This is a genomic window from Botrimarina colliarenosi (assembly GCF_007859955.1).
Lineage (GTDB): Bacteria > Planctomycetota > Planctomycetia > Pirellulales > Lacipirellulaceae > Botrimarina > Botrimarina colliarenosi.
In genome coordinates this window covers 1,440,950-1,459,360 of sequence record NZ_SJPR01000001.1, presented here as the reverse complement: position 1 = coordinate 1,459,360, position 18,411 = coordinate 1,440,950, and the positions used below count along the sequence as shown (strand labels likewise).

Sequence of the window (18,411 nt, the reverse complement as noted above, 5' to 3'; positions counted from 1 at the left end):
CGGGTTCACTCCCGGCGCTGGCGCTTAGGGCTCCCTTTGCGAGTATTGCTTATGCAATATGGGTCGGGAGCCCTAAGCGCCAGCGCCGGGAGTTGCGCCAACTTGCAACTCACAACCCAACTCCCCCAACCGCGACCATCTGCCGCGCTATCCGCGCAACGGGTCGTGGCCGATGGTGTAACGTAAACGCTCCGCGCCGCCACCCACGAGCAATCGCCAGAAATGCCCGACGAGACCGTTTTCGGAATGGATGTCGTCATGCTGTCGCGGATTCAGTTCGCGCTGACGATCATGTTCCACTACCTGTTCCCGCCCCTCACAATCGGGCTGGGCGTGGTGCTGGTCTATCTCGAGGGACGCTACCTCTGGACCAAAGAGGCGATCTACGAGCAGGCCGCCCGGTTTTGGACGCGGCTCTTTGGGCTCAACTTCGCGATGGGTGTCGTCACCGGCATCGTCATGGAGTTCCAGTTTGGCACCAACTGGGCCGCTTACTCACGGTTCGTGGGTGATGTCTTCGGCTCGGCGCTCGCCGCCGAGGGGATCTTTGCGTTTTTCCTCGAGTCGGGCTTCCTCTCCCTGCTGCTGTTCGGTTGGGACCGCGTCGGCCCGAAGATGCACTTCTTCGCCACGCTGATGGTGGCGATTGGCGGCATCTTCTCGTCGGTCTGGATCGTCATCGCCAATAGCTGGCAGCAGACGCCCACCGGCCACGTGCTACGTGAACACGTTGTTGGCGATCGCGTCGCGATGCGGGCCGAGATCGTTGACTTCTGGGCGATGGTCTTCAATCCCTCGACCGTACACCGACTGACGCACGTCTGGCTCGGGGCGTTTGTCCTCGGCGCTTGCTTCGTGATGAGCATCTCGGCGTGGTACCTGCTAAAGGGGCGGCATATCGACTTCGCCAAGCGGTCGTTCACCGGCGCGCTGCTGTTGGCGACGGTCGCGTCGCTCTGCCAAGCCGTGTCGGGGCACTTCAACGCCGAGATGGTCGCCGAGCACCAGCCGGCCAAGCTCGCCGCGATGGAAGGGCTTTACGAGACGCAGGCCGGCGCGCCGCTCTACTTGTTCGGCTGGCCCAACCAACAAGAACGCCGCGTCGATTGGGGCGTTGCGATCCCCGGGGGCCTCAGCCTGCTGGTGCACCAAGACCCGACGGCAGTGGTCCAAGGCTTCGACCAACTCGGGCCCGTCTACGGCGAGCCCCCCGTGTGGATCACCTTCCAGGCGTACCACCTGATGGTCGGTATCGGCACGCTGATGATCGTCGCGACCTGGGTCGCTTGGTGGTTCTACCGCCGCGGGACGCTGTTCGAGCAGCGTTGGCTGCTCTGGTTCTTCGTCGGCTCGGTCGTGCTAGCGATGGCCGCCAACGAGGCGGGCTGGGTCGCCGCCGAGTGTGGCCGCCAGCCGTGGATCGTTTATCCGACGATCATCGACGGCGTCGCCACCGGCGGGCTCCGCACCAGCGACGGCGTCTCCGAGTCGGTACACGCCGACCAGGTGTTCGGCTCGATCGTCTTCTTCGGCGTCATCTACACCACGCTCGGCGTGCTTTGGCTGGTGCTCCTCAACGGCAAGATCCAACATGGACCAGAGCTAGGCGAGAGTGACGACGACGGCGAGACGGTCCCGGAGCGGCGGCACGACATCGGCATGGCAGACGCCTAAGAAGACTGACCGCGCAGCCACCGTGTAGAATCTGAGATAGTGAAGAGAGGTTTTGACAGGATCTACAGGATCGACGGGATCGAAAGCCAATCCTGTTCATCCAGTCGATCCTGTCAGATCGAAACCACTCCACGTTCTTTGAAACTCGGTCTTTGAAACTCGGTGGCTATTCTTTCATGTGAGAAACAATGGATTACCCCACCCTCTGGTTCGTTCTGCTCGGCGTGTTGCTCGCCGGCTACGCGGTGCTCGACGGGTTCGACCTTGGGGTCGGCTTGGTGCACCCGCTGCACAAGAGCGACCACGACCGTCGGCTAGCGATCAACTCGATCGGCCCCCTGTGGGACGGCAACGAGGTGTGGCTGGTAACGTTCGGCGGCGCGCTGTTCGCGGCGTTTCCCGAGGCGTACGCCACCGCGTTCAGCGGTTTCTACTTCGCGTTCATGGCGGCGCTCGGGGGGCTGATCTTCCGGGCGGTGTCTATCGAGTTCCGTGGCAAAGTCGATCGTGCGTGGTGGCGGCTGCTGTGGGACGGCATGTTTTTTCTGTCGAGCCTCGTGACGACGCTCGTCTACGGCGCCGCCGTCGGCGCGGCGATGGCGGGTGTGCCGCTCGACAACCGGGGGATCATGGCGAGCTCGACGCTCGAACAGATCGGTCCTTTCTCGCTGATGGTCGCCGCGTTGACCGTGGCCGCGTTCGCCCTGCACGGCTCGCTCTACTTGGGTCTTAAAACCACCGGGGCGTTGCGCGAGCGGACCCGCGTCTGGGCCTGGTTCGCCTACGCCGCCTACGTCGTACTCTTCTTCGCGACGACCGCCGTCGCGGTGGGGACGATCGACCGGGCGACCAAGAACTTCGACGAGCACCCGTGGGGCGCCGTGATCGTGCTGCTCAACCTCCTGGCGGTGCTCAACCTGCCCCGCTGCCTGACTCAGCGACGCTACGGCCAAGCCTTTGTGTCGTCGGGCTGTTCGATCTTAGCGCTTGTCTTCCTGTTCGGCTTCGCCCTCTTCCCCGAGCTCGTCGCGTCCTCCACCGACCCGGCCGACAGCCTGACGATCTACAACTCGGCCTCGTCGCCGAAGACCTTGCGTTTGATGGCGTTGTTCGCCCTGATCGGCCTGCCGTTTGTGCTCGCCTACACGTCGGTGGTCTACTGGACGTTCCGCGGCAAAGTCCAGATCGACAAGCACAGCTATTGAAAAGTCTCGCGCAGAGACGCAGAGACGCGGAGAAATTGCTTGGCAGCACCCTCTTTGCGCCTTCACGCCTTGGCGTGAGACCTTCTCGAAACGAAGAATCACGCCAAGGCGCGAAGGCGCAAAGCGTTGAACCTTCAATCGCTTTTTCTCTGCGTCTCTGCGTCTCTGCGCGAGACTCTTTTACACGCTCTTTATCCGAGGCCGCAGCGTCGCCAGGGCGATGACCACCAGCTGGCTCGCCGCGAAGAAGAGCAGCATCGTCGCCGTGTTGCTCTCCGAGGCGCCGTAGGCGTGGAGGCCGACGCCAAGTTCGTTGACGCCGAACCAGCTCCAGGTGGTCACGATGTTTCCGCCAACGGCCAACGCCGACAGACCGACCGGGCCGATCATCCTGCCCCACCGGGCGTGCAGCACCAGGGCGTTCCAGAGCACGATGATCAGGGCGCCGTTCTCCTTCGGGTCCCAGCCCCAGAAGCGGCCCCACGAGTCGTCGGCCCACAAGCCGCCGAGGACCGTGCCGACAAAGCTGAACAGCAGGGCGAAGCAGAGCGTCCCGTAGATCATCCGCACCAGCTGATCGCCAGCGCGCTTATCAAGCCGGCTGGCGCCGCCCCACAAGCGGGGGCCGCAGGCCGCGATCAGGTAACCCGCCCCGAGGAAGCCGGCTAGGAACGTCGTCGAGTAACCGAGCGTCACGCAGACGACGTGCGTTGCGAGCCAGAACTGGGTGTCGAGGACCGCGCTGAGCACGGTGTAGGTATCGCCGTCGAGCGAAAGGTAATGGGCCACGACCAAGGTCGCGAAGCCGAGGACGCTCGCTACGGCGCTGCCGACGCTCAGTTTGTAGATCGCTTCGAAAGCGACGCCAAACAGCACCGCTGCCCAGCCGATAAAGACGGCCGACGAGTAGAGGTTCGTCACCGGCGGGCGGCCTGAGATATAGATGCGGCCTACCAGTGCGAAGGTGTGAACGCAGAGCGTCACGACGATCACCGCCAGCGCCGCCCGGCCAAGCGCGCGCGACCAACTCCCCTGCCCTAGCCAGCCACAGGCGGTCAGCACAAACGCCAGCAGGTACATCGCCGCACAGTAATAGAACGGGCTGAAGTGGCTAAAAAAGTGCTCGAAGCGGACCGCGCCGGTGTCGAGCCGCTCGGAGCCGGCCAAGCCGGCGAGCGCCTCGGGCGTCGCTTCGAGCGAACGCTGGTACTTCTCGACCGCCGCCTCGATGTCGGTGAGCTCGTCGGCGAATTGGGCCGCGTCGCCGCGGGCGTAGGCCGTGAGGGCGTCGGACCAAGCGGCCCCCGCCGGCTCGAGGGGCTGCTTCATCACCAGCCGCATCAGGTTCGCCAAGTTCGATTGGTAGAGCGTCGTCCACTCGCCGGTCGGCTCGGTCGGCGGCACGACGCGGACGGCGCCGCTCTTGCCGAGTTGTTCGCCGCGTGCCTGGGCCTCGAGCAGTTGCTGACGGACCGCCTCTTCCGAATCGCCGTCAATGCGGGGCTCGCCGAAGGCGCTCGCCAATTGGTGCAACAACGACACCTTGTCCGCCAGACCGAGCGTCTGCTCCTGCACCAGCGACAGCGGCTCGGCCGGTCGGCCCTGCGCCTGGGCGGCGGCGATTTCGCGGCGGCGTGCCAAGGCTTGATCGACCTGACCGCCGAGCACGCTGGGGTCCTTCATCACCTCGGCGTAGCTGTAGCGGAACGACCCCTGCCGCGGCGGCAGGCCGAGCGCGTCGAGCAGCTCAAGGCTCTCGATGCGGAAAACGCGGTGCGTGTCCCAGCCTTTGCGCGCCGAGATCGTGTCGAGTAACCACGTGATCGCCGAGACGCGTGGCTCGCCCTTCTCGGCCGGCAGCACCTCTTGCCGGGCGCTGATCGCCTGCAGTGTCGTGCGCGCCAGCGTATCGATTGGCTTGATGCGTCCCCCCTCGGCGACCGGCAACGCGCCGAAACGCTCGACCGCCATCGCTCCCGGTTCGTCAACGGCAGGTCGCGTCTTGCTCCCTAGGTAACCGACCGTCAGGAGGGCCGCCAACGCGGGCGCCCAGACGATCGGCTGTGCCCAGGCCTCGGCCGACAACAGGCTCGGCCCGGCGTCGCTGCGGGTCTCGCTCTTCGCGGCGAGGCGGTTTGCTTCCTCGACGCGTCGGCGGGCGAATCGGGTGAGCGTCAGGCTGAAGTGCGTCAGCATGCCGAGCCCGACAAGCACGCAGCTGACATAGGGGATCATCCAACCGCCGTTGGTGACCACTTGCAGCACGGTCGAGCGTTCGGTGACCTCGTCGAAGCTCTGCTGATAGATCGTGTCGCCCGCGTAGCGGAGCGGGTTGTTCATCCAGATCTTTACCGGCCGCTCGACGTCGCGCGACGGGTCGCTCAGCACGATGTCCGACTGGAAGTTCTTGGGGACGTTCGTCCCGGCGTAGCGGTCGAAGCGGAAGTCGGTCAGCGTGACCGAGTAGTCCTTGTAGAGCCGCTTGAAGCGGAGATCGACCTCGTAGGGGGTCCCGTCGACGTCAATCGTTTGCGGCAAGAGGCTCGTCCCGCCGCCGCCATCCATCGGCATGAAGGACGCCGACACGAGCCACACGCCGAGCGACTCACCGGTCTGCTTATCGATTGGCTCGACGTAGGCCGACGGGCGGTTGACGCCGGCGCTGACCGCCACGCCGGAGACCGACTTGCTGGTGATCGCGACGCGCTCGAGGCCGGCGCCCACGGTGGCCGGGTTCTCGTTGACCGCCATCGGCGGGGCGAGCAGCGAGTTCTCGTCGAACCGCACGACGCGGAGGTCGAACGGCAGGTCGGGGTGTGACACCACCTCGCCGCTCGCGGCGGCCTTCGCCAGCACGTTCTGCGGCACCACAGTGACGCGCTGGGCGTCGGCTTCGTCGGTGACGATCGCCAGTTCGACGTGGCGGATATCCTCGGCGTAGTTGACGGCCCCCCCCTCGGGGATCGACATGACCCCTTCAACGGCGGCCAGGTCGGTGACCAGCTCGCCCACCATCAACAGCCCAATCCCAGCGTGCAGCAGCACGATGCCGGCCCGCTGGCGGAACACCACCCAACAGCCGGCGAGGCACAGCAGCGCCGCGCCGCCGCACTTGGTCAGCTGCCAGACGATCCGCATCCCTGCGTCGTCGGGGGCGACCGTCGGGTAAGCGAACAGATAGCCGGCGAGGCCGAGCAGCACCGCGTTGAACGCCGCCAACAACCACCACTCGGCGGGGCGCAGGTGGCCGTACTTCTGCATCGTCATGTAGGCGCCGACCAGCGCCACACCAGCCAAGGCCGCGCGCAGCGTCTGCCAGAGGCCGTCGCAGAACTCGGGGGAGAGCTGCCCAACGAGCGACGTATCGAGGCCGGTCGCCAAGACGGCCGCCGTCGCCGCCACGCCCCCGGCGAGCAGAACCGATCCCCAGGCGAGCCGCGTCCCCTTCGCCGCTACCTTAAATCGAACCGCGTGCGCGGCGAGCAGGTTGGCGAACATCACGACGCCGATCAGCTTGCCGCCAGGGAACAGGAAGCCACCGGTGATCGGCGGCGTCTCGGCCTTGGTGAACATCTCGACCAGCCGCACGAAGGTCTGCCACTCAACCGTCGCCACCCAGACACGGAAGTAGTTCTGCTCGACGACGTACCAGACGTCGTGGTCCTTCTGCGCGAGCGTGCCGACAAAGACAAGGAAGATCGCCAGGGCGAACAGCGTCACGGTGAGCCGCAGCGAAGCGAGCGCCGCCAGCCAGCTATTGGACGTTCCGGCCGCGCCACGGGGCGGGCGCGACTCCAACGATTCGCCCGGCGCGGCGTCCGATGCAGCGGCGGGCTGGGACTCGAGGGTCGTGCTCATAGCTTGTTTCTAGAGGGACAACGATCCGAGCCACGCGCGGAACGCGTCACGCTGGGCGGCGACCTCGTCGCGGGGGCCGCGTAGTTTGAAGAACCAGACTTGGCCGTCGCGCTCGACCATCGCGGCGTGCGTCGTCTCGTCGGGGCCGACAAGTTCGAAGTACGACCCCTCTGCGCCGAGCAGCGGCATCGCCTCGGCCGCCTCGGCGAGGCCCTCGTCGGTTGTCGGATCGAGCTTCACCTCGCCACGCCAGCGGTTGACGTTCGCCAAGCGGTCGCCCATCGCGCCGGCGGCCGGGAAGGCGAACGCGGTCACCTCGGCGCCGCCGGGCGTTTTCAGCGACGCCTTGCGCATCGTCGAAGGGGGCCCCGCCGTCCAACCGTCGGGCGTCTGAGATTTCAACTCCGACGAACCGATCGGGAACGGCGCGGCCGGGGGCGCGACTGGCGGAACTGATGGCGGAGTTGATGGCGGAGTTGATGGTTTGGGCGCCGCGGCGCCACCCGCGAAGGGCGCCATCGTCCCGCCGTCGAACCAGCCGAGTAGATCGACCAGCACCGCCTCTTCGGCGACGTCGGCGAGGGGACGCGTCTCGGCCGCCAAGGCAGCGGCGTCGAGCGGTGGCTGCTTCAGCTGCTTCCGCCAGCGATTGACGTTGTCGAGCACCTGGGCGTCCCACTCCGCGACCAGCGGCAGGCCGATGACGCTCAGCTCGATCGGCGCGGCGCCGTCCCCGGCGGGGACTTGGAGCGTGGCCAGTCGCATCCCCGCGGCGCGCGACTCGGTCCAGCCGTCGGGCGTCTCCCAGGTCGGTTCGTCCCCGTCGAAGCGGATCGAGGCGAGGAACTCAGTGATCGCGTCGGCGGCTTCATCGATGGCCCCGACGGGTCCCACCGCTTTGAAGAACCAAGCCCGTGACGGCCCGGGAACGATCGCGCCGAGCATCCGGTCGGTCGGCTCGCCCTGGGGGGGGGCGGCTACTGCCGGGGCGGTGACGGCTGGCGCCGCCTCGGAATTGTCCGGTTTCGCGATGCGGTAAGTGCGGACCTCGTCTTCCGGCCGGCAACCGCTGGCGAGGGCGACGAGAAGGGCAAGCGTGACGCTGTGGCAAACGGGGAGCACGGCTCTCTTGCGGGAGAAGGGGCGTGGCAAAGCCATCGGCCCGGCCGATGGCGGAAGCCCCCTATCCTACGGGCAGGCACGGCGACGGGCCTACCCAGACCGACCCCCTGTGGGCCGGTATTCTCGCCAGGGCGGCAATCTGCCGCAGTCTCTCGCCCCTTCCGGACTAGCCAGATCGACCCAAATAAGCCCAGATCGACCCAAAAAAGCCAAGCCAGCTTCAGCCGCCGAAGATGCCGAGCAGGCCGTCCATGAGCGAGCTGTTGAAGCCGAAGGGCTCGTCCCAAGCCCACATGCTCTGAACCATATCGAGGGCCATGACGCCGCAGAGCAGCATCGAGACAAAGCCGGCGCCCAACAGGCCGACGACCCAGCCGGGGAACGGCACTTCTTGTCCGCCGCCGACCACCACCGGAGCGGCGGCCGTCTCGACGCCCATGCCCCCTCCGAAGCCGCCACCGAGGTCGTCGTCCCCCTCGTCGATCGCTTCGAAGCCGGGGAGGTCTTCGTCTTCTTCGTTGACTTCCTCAAGGGCGACAATCTGCGAGCTGTCTTCTTCCTCGTCGCCCGAGTCGGCGGGCGTGAGCTGGAAGTCCTCGCCGCCGACGCCCGACATCGCCAACCCTGACACGCCCGAGCCGGCCGCCGAGAGAGCCGCCAAGTCGAGCGCCGAGCCGATCGCCGAGCCGCCCAGGTCGAGGGGCACCTCGTCCAGCGCGAAGCCGCTGTCGGAGGGCGAGAGGTTGATGCCGCTGTCGCCCGAGCCCAGGTCGCCCGAACTGCCCGAGCCGCCGAGCACAAGGTCGTCGTCCTCGTCTTCGCCGAGCTGGATGCTGTCGAGGCCCGAGAGGCCGCTAACGCTGCCCGATCCCGAGAGGCCGGGCGTGCCTGCCTCGTCGGTTTCTTGCTTGCCGAGCACGTCCGAGCCGGCCAGCCCGAGATCGCTGCCGGCAAGGTCGAGCTCCAAGTCGTCGCCGCTGGAGGAGGCCGCTTCGGCCGCCTTGCGGGCCGCATCCGCCTGTTTGGAATCGAGGATGCGGCTTGACTCGGATTCGAGGTCGAGCTCAAGCTCTTCGAGGTCCTCGAACGCGGCGCCCGACTTCGGCGACGCCGGGGCGGCGTCGCTGCCGGAGGCGAGCTGGAGGTCGTCTTCGAGCGACAGATCGCTCTTGCCGATGATCGTGCTCTGCGGCCGGGGGAGGCCCCCTTCGAGCTCGTCGTCGCCGGTCAGGAGGATCGACTCGGCGTCGTCGCCATCGCCCAGGGGCTCGACGCCCAGACCGATGTCGTCGTCGTCCAGTTCGATCGGCCCGCCGATCTCGGTCTTGGCGGCGGCGTCGCCTTCGTTCTTGTCCGGATCGTTCTCAATGGCGTCGTCGAGCGCCAGTTCGGGCAGGTCGCCGCCCAGATCGCCGAGGCTGTACTCGTCGCCCGATCCGAAGGAGAAGTCCTCTTCTTCGTCCGACTCGCTGGGGACCCCGTCGTTCTCAAGCCGCTCGATGTGCTCGGTCCGGAATTTCCAGCTCGCGCCGTCCTTGTACCCGTTGATGACGTTCGTCTCACGGAGATGATTGAGCCGCTCCTTGGTCAGACCGAGGCGGGCGGCGGCGTCATCAAGGCTAATAAACTTCTGCGACATGGCGGGACAGGTCGGGCGGTTGGGCGCGGGAGCGCGCTAACGGGCCTCGTCGAGCATCGATTGGATGTCTTTCGGGGCCGGGTTGCTGCTATTGAACTGGGGGAGCCGGAGGTCGGCTGACAGGTTACGGACCGACTTCAGCATAATCTGACCGCTAGCAGAGTCGACGTGGTAAACGGCGAAGACCTGGCGGACTGGGTCAAAAATTAGGGCCGTGTGCGGGCCGTTCGGATTCTCCAGGATCTGCCAGTCGAGCCGGTTGCCACCCGCCGGGGCGGGCGAAGGCGTCGGCATCGCGGCGGCAGTGACGGTCGCAAACGGCCGAGAGACGGGCGTTTCGTCGGCGCGGCTCGCTAGGTTGAGCGGCGGTTCTTCGTCCCCAGGGGCGGCCGTCGAAGCGGCCGGGGCTGTGTTATCCGCCATCCGATCCCCAGCGGCGGGGGGCCAAACGAAGCGCTGCGCCAGCGCCACGGAGGCGGAGCCGACGACGACCAAAACCGCCAGCCAGCGGGCTGCGGTGGGGGTTACAAGACGCATGGGAGGCTCCATCCTCTTTGGATTGGGAGGCTGAGTCCGCGGCGTCGCCCACGAAAGGGGGGGTGTTCGCCACGCTCGGCTCGGACCCGATTCTACGGGCATTTTCCCGCCGGTTCCACTTACGGTACCCCTACAGACGTCTTCTCAAACGACGCTCGCAGGTTTAGCCTGAGCGCGCCGGGACGGTTGGCCCGGCGCGAGCCGACGCTCGACTCCCCACTTAATCCGACACTCTGGACCCCCGTCGACGTCATGACGACGCCCGCCACTGCCGCTTCCCAACAGCCCGCACTTTCTGAGAAAGGGCGGGCCGCCGCCAACGAGCGGCTCGAATGGGCCCGCCAGATCGCTCTCGAAGCGGGGGAAATCACCCAAAAGTACTTCCGGTCGCCCACCCTGCGGATCGACTGGAAGGGCGATGGCTCACCCGTCACCGTCGCCGACAAGACCGCCGAACAGCACCTCCGCCAGCGGATCGAGGAGCGTTTCCCCACCGACGCGATCCTCGGCGAGGAGTACCCCGAGAAGCCGGGCGAGTCGGGCTACAAGTGGATTCTCGACCCGATCGACGGCACCAAGCCGTTCATGCACGGGGTGCCGCTCTACACGAATCTGGTCGCCGTTATCGAAGAAACGAGCGGCGAGCCGATCCTCGGCGTGATCAACGCCCCCGCGTCCGGCGAGACGATCCACGCCGCGGTCGGCGGGGGCGCCTGGTACCAGAATGGCGGCGGCGAGCTGACCCAGGCGCACGTTTCGGACGTCAAGGACTTGGCGGATGGCCTGTTCCTGACGGGCGACGTCGCCGGCTTCCAGGACCGCACCAACGACGCCACCGAGGTCTATTTCGCCCTGCAAGAGAAGGCCCGCATCTCGCGCACCTGGGGCGATGGCTATGGCTACATGATGGTCGCGATCGGGCGGGCCGAGTTGATGGTCGACGCGGAAATGAGCGTCTGGGACGCCGCGTGCCTGAAGCCGATCCTCGAAGAGGCGGGCGGCACGTTCACCAGCTGGCGCGGCGAACCGACCGTCCACGCCGGCGAGGGAATCGCCACCAATGGCCACATCCTGAAGCAGGTGCTGGAGTTCACCGGCGGGAAGTGAGTGACGCTGCAGGCTGCTGTGGGAGGGGTCTCCGACCCCGATTACGGCTCCCTGCCGATAGCGATACGAAGCCGTAATCGGGGTCGGAGACCCCTCCCACAATTTGAATTTGCACGCATCTAGCTTGCTCGGGAGCATTGCCCCCCCGGCCCCGGTCCGCTAATCTGTGCGATTCGCCGCGGCAGGACGCCCGCGGCGGGGGGCGCCGAGCCCGACGAATCCCGCACACCGATAACACTTTGGCGACGGGCCCCCACACCGGGGGCCGTCCGACTACGAGGCAATCCGATGGCTCGCGCTTGTGAACTCTGCGGCAAAGGCCCGCAGATCGGCAACCAGGTCACCATCCGCGGTAAGAAGAAGTACCTCGGCGGCGTCGGCACCAAGATCACCGGCATCACCAAGCGGCAGTTCAAGCCGAACTTGCAGCGGGTGAAGGTCACCGGCACCGACGGCAACGCCGCGCACCTGCGGGTCTGCGTGCAGTGCATCCGCTCGGGCGCCGTGGTCAAGAAGGTCCGCAGCGCGCCGTTCCAGCTTCCCGCCAAGGCCATCAAGGCCGGCAAGAAGTAACTTCGGACCCCGCCCCTAGCCCGGTCTCGCCATGGCGATCTCTCGCGCCGAGGTTGAGCGCGTCGCCCTGTTGGCGCGGCTCGACCTGGACGACGCCCAGCTCGAAGCGCTGACGCCGCAACTGGCGGAGATCGTCGCCTACGTCGACTCGCTGGCGGCGGTCGACACCGCAGGGGTCGAGCCGATGGCCCACGCCGTCGAATTGCACAACGTGCTGCGAGCCGACGAGGTGCGTCCCGGCCTGTCGCACGAAGCGGCGCTGGCGAACGCACCGCGTAAGGATTCAGTCGGATTCAAAGTTCCGGCCGTGCTCGACGGCTGAGCCGTGTGGTCGCTCCCTGACGGTCACGGTTCGGCGTCTCCATCCCTACTGAACCGCGACCGTCAGGAAGCGACCAACGCGATGGCCGATCTCACTCCGCTCTCCGCCGCCAAGCAACGCAGCTTGCTCGACACCGGCGAAGTCACGTCGGTCGAGCTGACGCAGGCCCACCTCGACCGCATCACGGCCGTCGATGACCGCGTCGGCGCCTTCTTGAAAGTCACCGGCGAACGCGCCCTGGCTCAGGCCGCCGCGATCGACAAGCGCCGCGCCGCGGGCGAGTCGCTCGGCCCGCTCGCCGGCCTACCGGTCGCCGTCAAGGACGTCCTCTGCGACGAGGGCGAGATCGTCACCTGCGCATCGCGGATGCTCGAACACTTCCGGGCGCCGTACGACGCGACCGTCATTGCGAAGCTCAAGGCGGCCGACGCCGTGCTGATTGGCCGAACGAACATGGACGAGTTCGCGATGGGCGGCTCGACCGAGAACTCGGCCTTCCAGCCGACCCACAACCCGTGGGACCTGGCCCGCTCGCCCGGCGGCTCAAGCGGTGGCTCGGCCGCGGCGGTCGCCGCTTGCGAGGCGCCGCTCGCCATCGGTACCGACACGGGCGGCTCGATCCGCCAGCCGGCCGCGCTGTGCGGCGTTGTCGGCATGAAGCCGACCTACGGCCGCGTCAGCCGCTACGGCCTCGTGGCGTTCGCCAGCAGCCTCGACCAAGTGGGCCCTTTCGCCCGCACGGTGGAGGATGTCGCCTTGCTGTACGACGCGATCGCCGGCCACTGCGACCGCGACTCGACTTCCGCGAACCTCGAAGCGAAGCCCACGGCGCCGGTCGTCAACGAGCCGCTGAAGGGGCTCCGCGTCGGCGTCGTGCCGGAACACTACGCCGAGGGGCTCGATCCCGAAGTCAAAGCGGCCATCGACGCGGGGGTGGAGCGCTACCGCGACCTGGGCGCCGAGATCGTCGAGGTCCACCTGCCGCACGCGGCGCACGGGATCGCTACCTACTACGTCATCGCCCCGAGCGAGGCGTCGAGCAACCTGGCCCGCTACGACGGCGTTCACTACGGCCACCGCACCGACGAAACGGCGATGCACGCCGAGCTTGCCGCCGAGCGGAAAGCCGCCGCCGAGACGGGCGATAAGGCCGCCATCAAAAAAATCGACACCGCCCTGGTGCGGCTGTATCGCAAGAGCCGCACCGAGGGGTTCGGCCCCGAGGTGCAGCGGCGGATCATGCTCGGCGTCTACGCCCTCAGCGAGGGCTACGCCGACGCCTACTACGTCAAAGCGTTGCAGGTCCGCCGGCTGATCCGTCAGGACTACGACCAGGCGTTCGAGAAGGTCGACGTGATCCTCGGCCCCACCACCCCGGCGCCGGCGTTCAAGCTGGGCGAGCTGACCGACGACCCGCTGTCGATGTACCTGCTCGACCTCTACACGGTCAGCGCCAACTTGGCGGGCCTCCCGGCGATCAGCGTGCCGTGCGGCATGTCAAAGAGCGGCCTCCCGATCGGCCTGCAACTGATGGCCCCACCGCTGGAAGAAGAACGCCTCCTCCGCGCCGCAAGAATGCACGAAGACGCGTTTGGCACGGCGCCACTAGCAACGCTCTGACGGCCCACGAATCACACGAATCAAATCGAATTGGGTTGACCCGATGGCTCAGATCGTTCTGAAGGACGAATCTTACGCCATCGTTGGAGCCAGTTTCGAGGTCTACAACGACCTCGGTTGTGGATTTCTGGAAGCGGTCTATCAAGAGGCGCTACAATTGGAGCTTGCGGCAAGACAAATACCTTTCACACCACAGTCGGTAGTGCAGGTGCATTACAAAGGGCAGCCTCTGCTGCAGGCGTATCGAGCGGACCTCGTTTGCTATGGATCGATTCTTGTCGAACTGAAGGCGGTTTCTCACCTTACCGATGAGCACCGCGCACAACTTCTCAACTATCTCCATGCAACCAAGCTGCCATTGGGACTCTTGATCAATTTCGGACACAGCAAAGGCCTGCAGCACGAGCGGTACTTACCACGTGAATGATTCGCGTCGATTCGTGTAATTCGTGGGCAACCGACCCCTGGCGACACTATGAGCGACTACCAAACGATCGTCGGCCTTGAGGTCCACGTGCAGCTTGCGACCAAGTCGAAGCTGTTCTGTGGCTGTCCCAACCGGTTTGGCGCCGATCCCAACACGCAGGTCTGCCCTGTCTGCTTGGGGCTCCCCGGTTCGCTGCCGGTCATCAACGCCGAGGCGGTGCGGCTGGCGGTGATGACCGGCGTCGCGCTCGACTGCACGATTCCCGCGTACACCAAGTGGGACCGCAAGCAGTACTTCTACCCCGACCTGCCGAAAGGCTATCAGACGAGCCAATTCGATCTGCCGATCACGGAGCACGGCGCCCTGGCGATCGCGTGTGATGAGCAAGAGCCACGAACGATTCGCATCACTCGCGCCCACCTCGAAGAGGACGCGGGCAAGAGCCTGCACGACGAGTCGGGCGCCGGCGGCGACACCGTCATCGACCTCAACCGGGCCGGTACGCCGCTCTTGGAAATCGTCAGTGAGCCCGACCTCCGCTCCGCGGCCGAGGCGAAGGCGTATCTCACCGAGCTGAAACTAATCCTCGGCCCCGAATACCTGGGCGTCTCCGACTGCAACATGCAGGAGGGCTCGCTCCGCGTCGATGCGAACGTGAACCTCCACATCGACGACCCCAAGAAGCTCGGCAAGTCGATCGCCACGCCGATTGTCGAGATCAAGAACCTCAACAGCTTCCGGGCGGTTGAGCGGGCGATCGAGTACGAGGCGCAACGCCAATGGCGCGACTGGCAAGAGACCGGCCGCCGCATCGGCGAGGCGCCGAAGCAGACCCGCGGCTGGGACGACAACGCCGGCAAGACAATCCCGCAGCGCGAGAAGGAAGAGTCGGCCGACTACCGGTACTTCCCCTGCCCCGACCTGGCGCCGGTGCTCAACCCGGGCCTCGAGGTCGAGAGGGTCCGGCTGGCGATGCCCGAGCTGCCCGCCGCCCTCCGGCTGCGGCTCGTTACCGACCACGGCCTCTCGGCCTACGACGCCGACGTGTTGGTGAACCAGGGCCGCGAAGTCGTTGACTACTTCCTCACAGTCGCCGCCGAGTCGGGCGACGCCAAGCTAGCCGCCAACTGGGTCACCCAGCACGTGCTGCGGGTGATGAACGCGGACGGCAAGTCGCTTGAGGAAGTGGGACTGCCGCCCGAACGGCTCGCCGGCATGATCGCCAAGCTCACGGCCGGGGACCTGCCGAGCCCCCGCTCGCGCGAGGTCTTTGAGCTGATGATCGCCGACGACCTCGACACCGACGCCGCGATGGCGAAGCTCGGCATCGCAGCGGTCGACGAGTCCGAACTCGTCGCGATCTGCCGCGAACTGCTCCTCGCCAACCCGCGCGTCGTCGCCGACGTCGAAGCGGGCAAACAGCAGGCGGTCGGCGCGCTGATCGGCCAGGCGAAGAAGCGCAACCCCAACGCTGATCCCGGCCGCGTGCGTGAGATCTGCTTAGAGCTGATCGCCAAAGGCGTCTGAGACATAAACCATAAACTCTGAGCCGGGGGCGCAAGCCCTCGGAGTTCAACGAAGGCCACCTCCGAGGGCTTGCGCCCCCGGCTCAGGTCGATTGGGATGGCGGGCGCTTCTTGGTGGTCCGCACGGTAGGCGGCTAAGCCACTTCTGCGTTAGGGTTTCTCTACGGAACACCCCGCGGCTTGGCCTCCTGTGCAGTTATGCTCGTAACGCTCACGACCGACTTCGGCCTCAGTAGCCGCTACGTCGCACAGCTCAAGGGAGTGCTCTACAGCCGGGCGCCCGGGGTGACCGTCGTCGATCTGTCGCACGAGGTCCCACCGCAAGACATCGCCGCCGCGGCGAGGCTCTTAGAAGCGGCGGCGCCCTACTGGCCAGCGGGGACAGTGCATTTGGTGGTCGTTGATCCGGGCGTCGGCGCCGACCGGCCGATCGTCGTGATCGAGGCGCTCGGGCAACGGTTCGTCGGTCCCGACAACGGCCTCTTCGGCTGGCTCGACGGCCAGACCGATTCAATTAGGACGCTCGAACCTCAAGAAATCCAACCCGCCGGCGATTCGCACACCTTCCACGGCCGCGACCTGATGGCGCCAGCCGCGGCGCTGCTGCTCACGGGAACCCCGGTCGCCGAACTTGGCCCGCCACACGGATGTCTGACCATGCTCCCACAACAAGACGGCCCCACCGCCGGTGACGATCGCATCGAAGGCCGCGTCGTTGAGGTCGATCGCTACGGCAACCTGATCACCAACATCGGCGCCAACCTTCTCGAAGACGCCCCGCGCGACGAACGGCTCCGCGTCACGCTCGGCGAGCACGAGACCTTCGGTCTCTGGCGGACCTACGCCGAGAACCCGCCGCAGACGCTGGTAGCGCTCGTCAGCTCGGGCGGCATGGTGGAAATGGCGCTCGTGAATGGCAACGCCGCCGAGATGCTCGCCGCGGGCGTCGGCGACGCCGTTTGTTTAGATTGGACGGCCCGCGACTAGCAGGCAGAATGCCGTGGGAGGGGTCTCCAGCAGTCCCTGTGGAAAGGGTCTCCAGCGATCTCTGTGGGAGGGGTCTCCAGACCCCGATGACGCGCACCATGCCTTATTCGGCCAAGAGACCGTCATCGGCGTCTGGAGACGCCTCCCACAGATGAGGGGACCCACTCCCACAGACCGGATGGTCAACAGTTACAAATGACGACGCCAACCAACGACCAACTCTGCGAGTGGGACCGCGCCCACTACTGGCACTCGTTCACGCCGATGGCGGATTACGAGCCCTGGGTGATTGCGCGGGCCGAAGGATCGACCCTCTACGACATCGAAGGTAAGGCGTATCTCGACGCGGCGAGCAGCATGTGGTGCGCAGCGCTCGGCCACAACCACCCGCGCGTCAGCGCCGCGGTCGTCGAGCAACTCGGCCGCATGGCCCACTGTACGAGTCTCGGCATGGGCGCCGACGTCGCCGTGCGCCTGGCCAAGCGTTTGGCGGACTTAGCGCCGGGAGATTTGCAGCACGTCTTCTTTTCGAGCGACGGCTCCTCAGCGGTCGAAGTCGCGATGAAGCAGGCGCTGCAGTACTGGCGGCAGTGCGAACGGCCGCAGCCCGCCAAGACAAAGTACCTGGCGTTTGGCGAGGCGTATCACGGCGACACGATCGGCGCGACGGCCGTCGGGGGCATCGGGCGTTACCACGATGTCTTCGGGCCAATTCTGTGCGAAGTGATCCGCGTCGATCCGCCAGATTCCAGAAAACTCCCTCCCCCTGGTGGGGAGGGTTGGGGAGGGGGGATGAACCCTGCTACCCGCTTCGCCCCCCCTCCCCGAACCCCTCCCCACCAGGGGGAGGGGAATCGCATGGCGGAGGGGGAATGCGCGGCGGCCCTTGCGCGCGTCGAGGCGGTCCTCGCTGAGCAAGCCGACACGATCGCCGCGGTGATCGTCGAGCCGCTCGTGCAGTGCGCGGCCGGCATGCTGATGCACCCGCCTGGCTTCCTCTCCGGGCTTCGCCAGCTTTGCGACAAGCACGACGTGCTGCTGATCGCCGACGAAGTCGCCGTCGGTTTTGGCCGTACCGGCAAGCTCTTCGCCTGCAATCACGAGGAGGTCGTCCCCGACTTTCTGTGCCTCGGTAAGCACCTGACGGCCGGCTACGTGCCGATGGCGGCGACGCTCACCACGCCGCGCCTCTACGAGGCGTTCCTCAACCGCAACGCCACCGAGGACCGCACCTTCTGGCACGGCCACACCTACAGCGGCAACGCCTTAGCGGCCGCCGCCGCGATGGCGACGCTCGACGAGTTCGAGTCGGGATTGCTGGACGGACTGCCGGCGCGAATCGCCCACCTCGGCGAACGTCTTTGCCATCTCGCCGCCGACCCGCTGGTCGAGCACGCCCGCCAACGCGGCATGATCGCCGCCTTCAATCTCACCGAACCGATCGGCCGCCAGATCGGCCGCTACGCGATGGACCACGGCGTCTGGCTACGGGCGAAGGACGACCTCGTCTACGTCATGCCGCCGCTGAACATTGAGGCGGGTGACCTCGATCGCATCTTTGACGTGATTAGTGAAGGGTTGGAGTCGGGAACCGCAGATGGACGCGGATAAACGCCGATCGGTGATCTAGGCCACCCAAGACCTAACTACTGCGACGTAGCCCAACCAGAAGAAGAACCCCCACTTCAGAAACCAGCGATCGTGACGCTCCAATCTCGGACGGCGGCGAAACACCGCGGCTAGTACGAAGAGCCAGTACGAAATCGCGGCGGTCAATACGCATTTGTAAATCACGCCACCGTCAAGAACCAGTG

At 66.3% G+C, this 18,411-nt stretch carries 14 protein-coding genes; 10 read left to right on the top strand and 4 right to left on the bottom strand.

The genetic code is table 11. The features are described 5' to 3' along the window. Nucleotides 1-222: 222 nt before the first annotated feature. Together Pla108_RS05715 and cydB are read left to right on the top strand one after the other, a co-directional pair. Nucleotides 223-1,674, top strand: a complete 1,452-nt coding sequence (locus Pla108_RS05715) for a cytochrome ubiquinol oxidase subunit I (protein WP_231934298.1) — start codon at nt 223-225, stop codon at nt 1,672-1,674. Nucleotides 1,675-1,862: 188 nt separating this feature from the next. Beyond that, entirely contained in the window at nt 1,863-2,879 is a 1,017-nt protein-coding gene (gene cydB, locus Pla108_RS05710) for a cytochrome d ubiquinol oxidase subunit II (RefSeq protein WP_146443886.1), read from the top strand. 180 nt (nt 2,880-3,059) lie between these two features. Here cydB and ccsA read toward each other — a convergent pair whose 3' ends face one another. From ccsA to Pla108_RS05690, 4 genes are all read right to left on the bottom strand, one after another. Beyond that, nucleotides 3,060-6,737 (bottom strand): cytochrome c biogenesis protein, encoded by a 3,678-nt coding sequence (gene ccsA / locus Pla108_RS05705; protein ID WP_146443884.1) that lies wholly within the window; start codon nt 6,735-6,737, stop codon nt 3,060-3,062. Between the two features lie 9 nt (nt 6,738-6,746). Continuing rightward, nucleotides 6,747-7,859: a hypothetical protein gene (locus Pla108_RS05700; protein WP_146443881.1), complete on the bottom strand. Its 1,113-nt coding sequence runs from the start codon at nt 7,857-7,859 to the stop codon at nt 6,747-6,749. Between the two features lie 220 nt (nt 7,860-8,079). Further along, nucleotides 8,080-9,498, bottom strand: a complete 1,419-nt coding sequence (locus Pla108_RS05695; protein WP_146443879.1) for a helix-turn-helix domain-containing protein — start codon at nt 9,496-9,498, stop codon at nt 8,080-8,082. A 36-nt stretch (nt 9,499-9,534) separates the two neighbouring features. Further along, complete coding sequence (locus Pla108_RS05690) at nt 9,535-10,035, bottom strand: hypothetical protein (protein ID WP_146443877.1); 501 nt, start codon at nt 10,033-10,035, stop codon at nt 9,535-9,537. Nucleotides 10,036-10,287: 252 nt separating this feature from the next. On the opposite strand from Pla108_RS05690, the gene Pla108_RS05685 reads away from it, so the two are divergent. From Pla108_RS05685 to Pla108_RS05650, 8 genes are all read left to right on the top strand, one after another. Continuing rightward, on the top strand, nt 10,288-11,142 hold the full coding sequence (locus tag Pla108_RS05685; RefSeq protein ID WP_146443875.1) for an inositol monophosphatase family protein: 855 nt from the start codon (nt 10,288-10,290) through the stop codon (nt 11,140-11,142). Between the two features lie 288 nt (nt 11,143-11,430). Continuing rightward, nucleotides 11,431-11,715: a 50S ribosomal protein L28 gene (gene rpmB, locus Pla108_RS05680; RefSeq protein ID WP_146443873.1), complete on the top strand. Its 285-nt coding sequence runs from the start codon at nt 11,431-11,433 to the stop codon at nt 11,713-11,715. Nucleotides 11,716-11,746: 31 nt separating this feature from the next. Next, nucleotides 11,747-12,037: an Asp-tRNA(Asn)/Glu-tRNA(Gln) amidotransferase subunit GatC gene (gene gatC, locus Pla108_RS05675; RefSeq protein WP_146443870.1), complete on the top strand. Its 291-nt coding sequence runs from the start codon at nt 11,747-11,749 to the stop codon at nt 12,035-12,037. Nucleotides 12,038-12,118: 81 nt separating this feature from the next. Continuing rightward, nucleotides 12,119-13,657, top strand: coding sequence for an Asp-tRNA(Asn)/Glu-tRNA(Gln) amidotransferase subunit GatA (gene gatA / locus Pla108_RS05670; RefSeq protein WP_146443868.1), 1,539 nt, complete (start codon nt 12,119-12,121; stop codon nt 13,655-13,657). Between the two features lie 43 nt (nt 13,658-13,700). Further along, the gene (locus tag Pla108_RS05665) at nt 13,701-14,084 is read left to right on the top strand and encodes a GxxExxY protein (protein WP_146443866.1); all 384 of its coding nucleotides are present in this window, start codon (nt 13,701-13,703) and stop codon (nt 14,082-14,084) included. A 48-nt stretch (nt 14,085-14,132) separates the two neighbouring features. Further along, nucleotides 14,133-15,611 (top strand): Asp-tRNA(Asn)/Glu-tRNA(Gln) amidotransferase subunit GatB, encoded by a 1,479-nt coding sequence (gene gatB / locus Pla108_RS05660; protein WP_146443863.1) that lies wholly within the window; start codon nt 14,133-14,135, stop codon nt 15,609-15,611. Nucleotides 15,612-15,808: 197 nt separating this feature from the next. Then, the gene (locus Pla108_RS05655; protein ID WP_146443861.1) at nt 15,809-16,597 is read left to right on the top strand and encodes an SAM hydrolase/SAM-dependent halogenase family protein; all 789 of its coding nucleotides are present in this window, start codon (nt 15,809-15,811) and stop codon (nt 16,595-16,597) included. A 195-nt stretch (nt 16,598-16,792) separates the two neighbouring features. Next, nucleotides 16,793-18,208, top strand: coding sequence for an aminotransferase family protein (locus Pla108_RS05650; RefSeq protein ID WP_146443859.1), 1,416 nt, complete (start codon nt 16,793-16,795; stop codon nt 18,206-18,208). Nucleotides 18,209-18,411 lie beyond the last annotated feature (203 nt).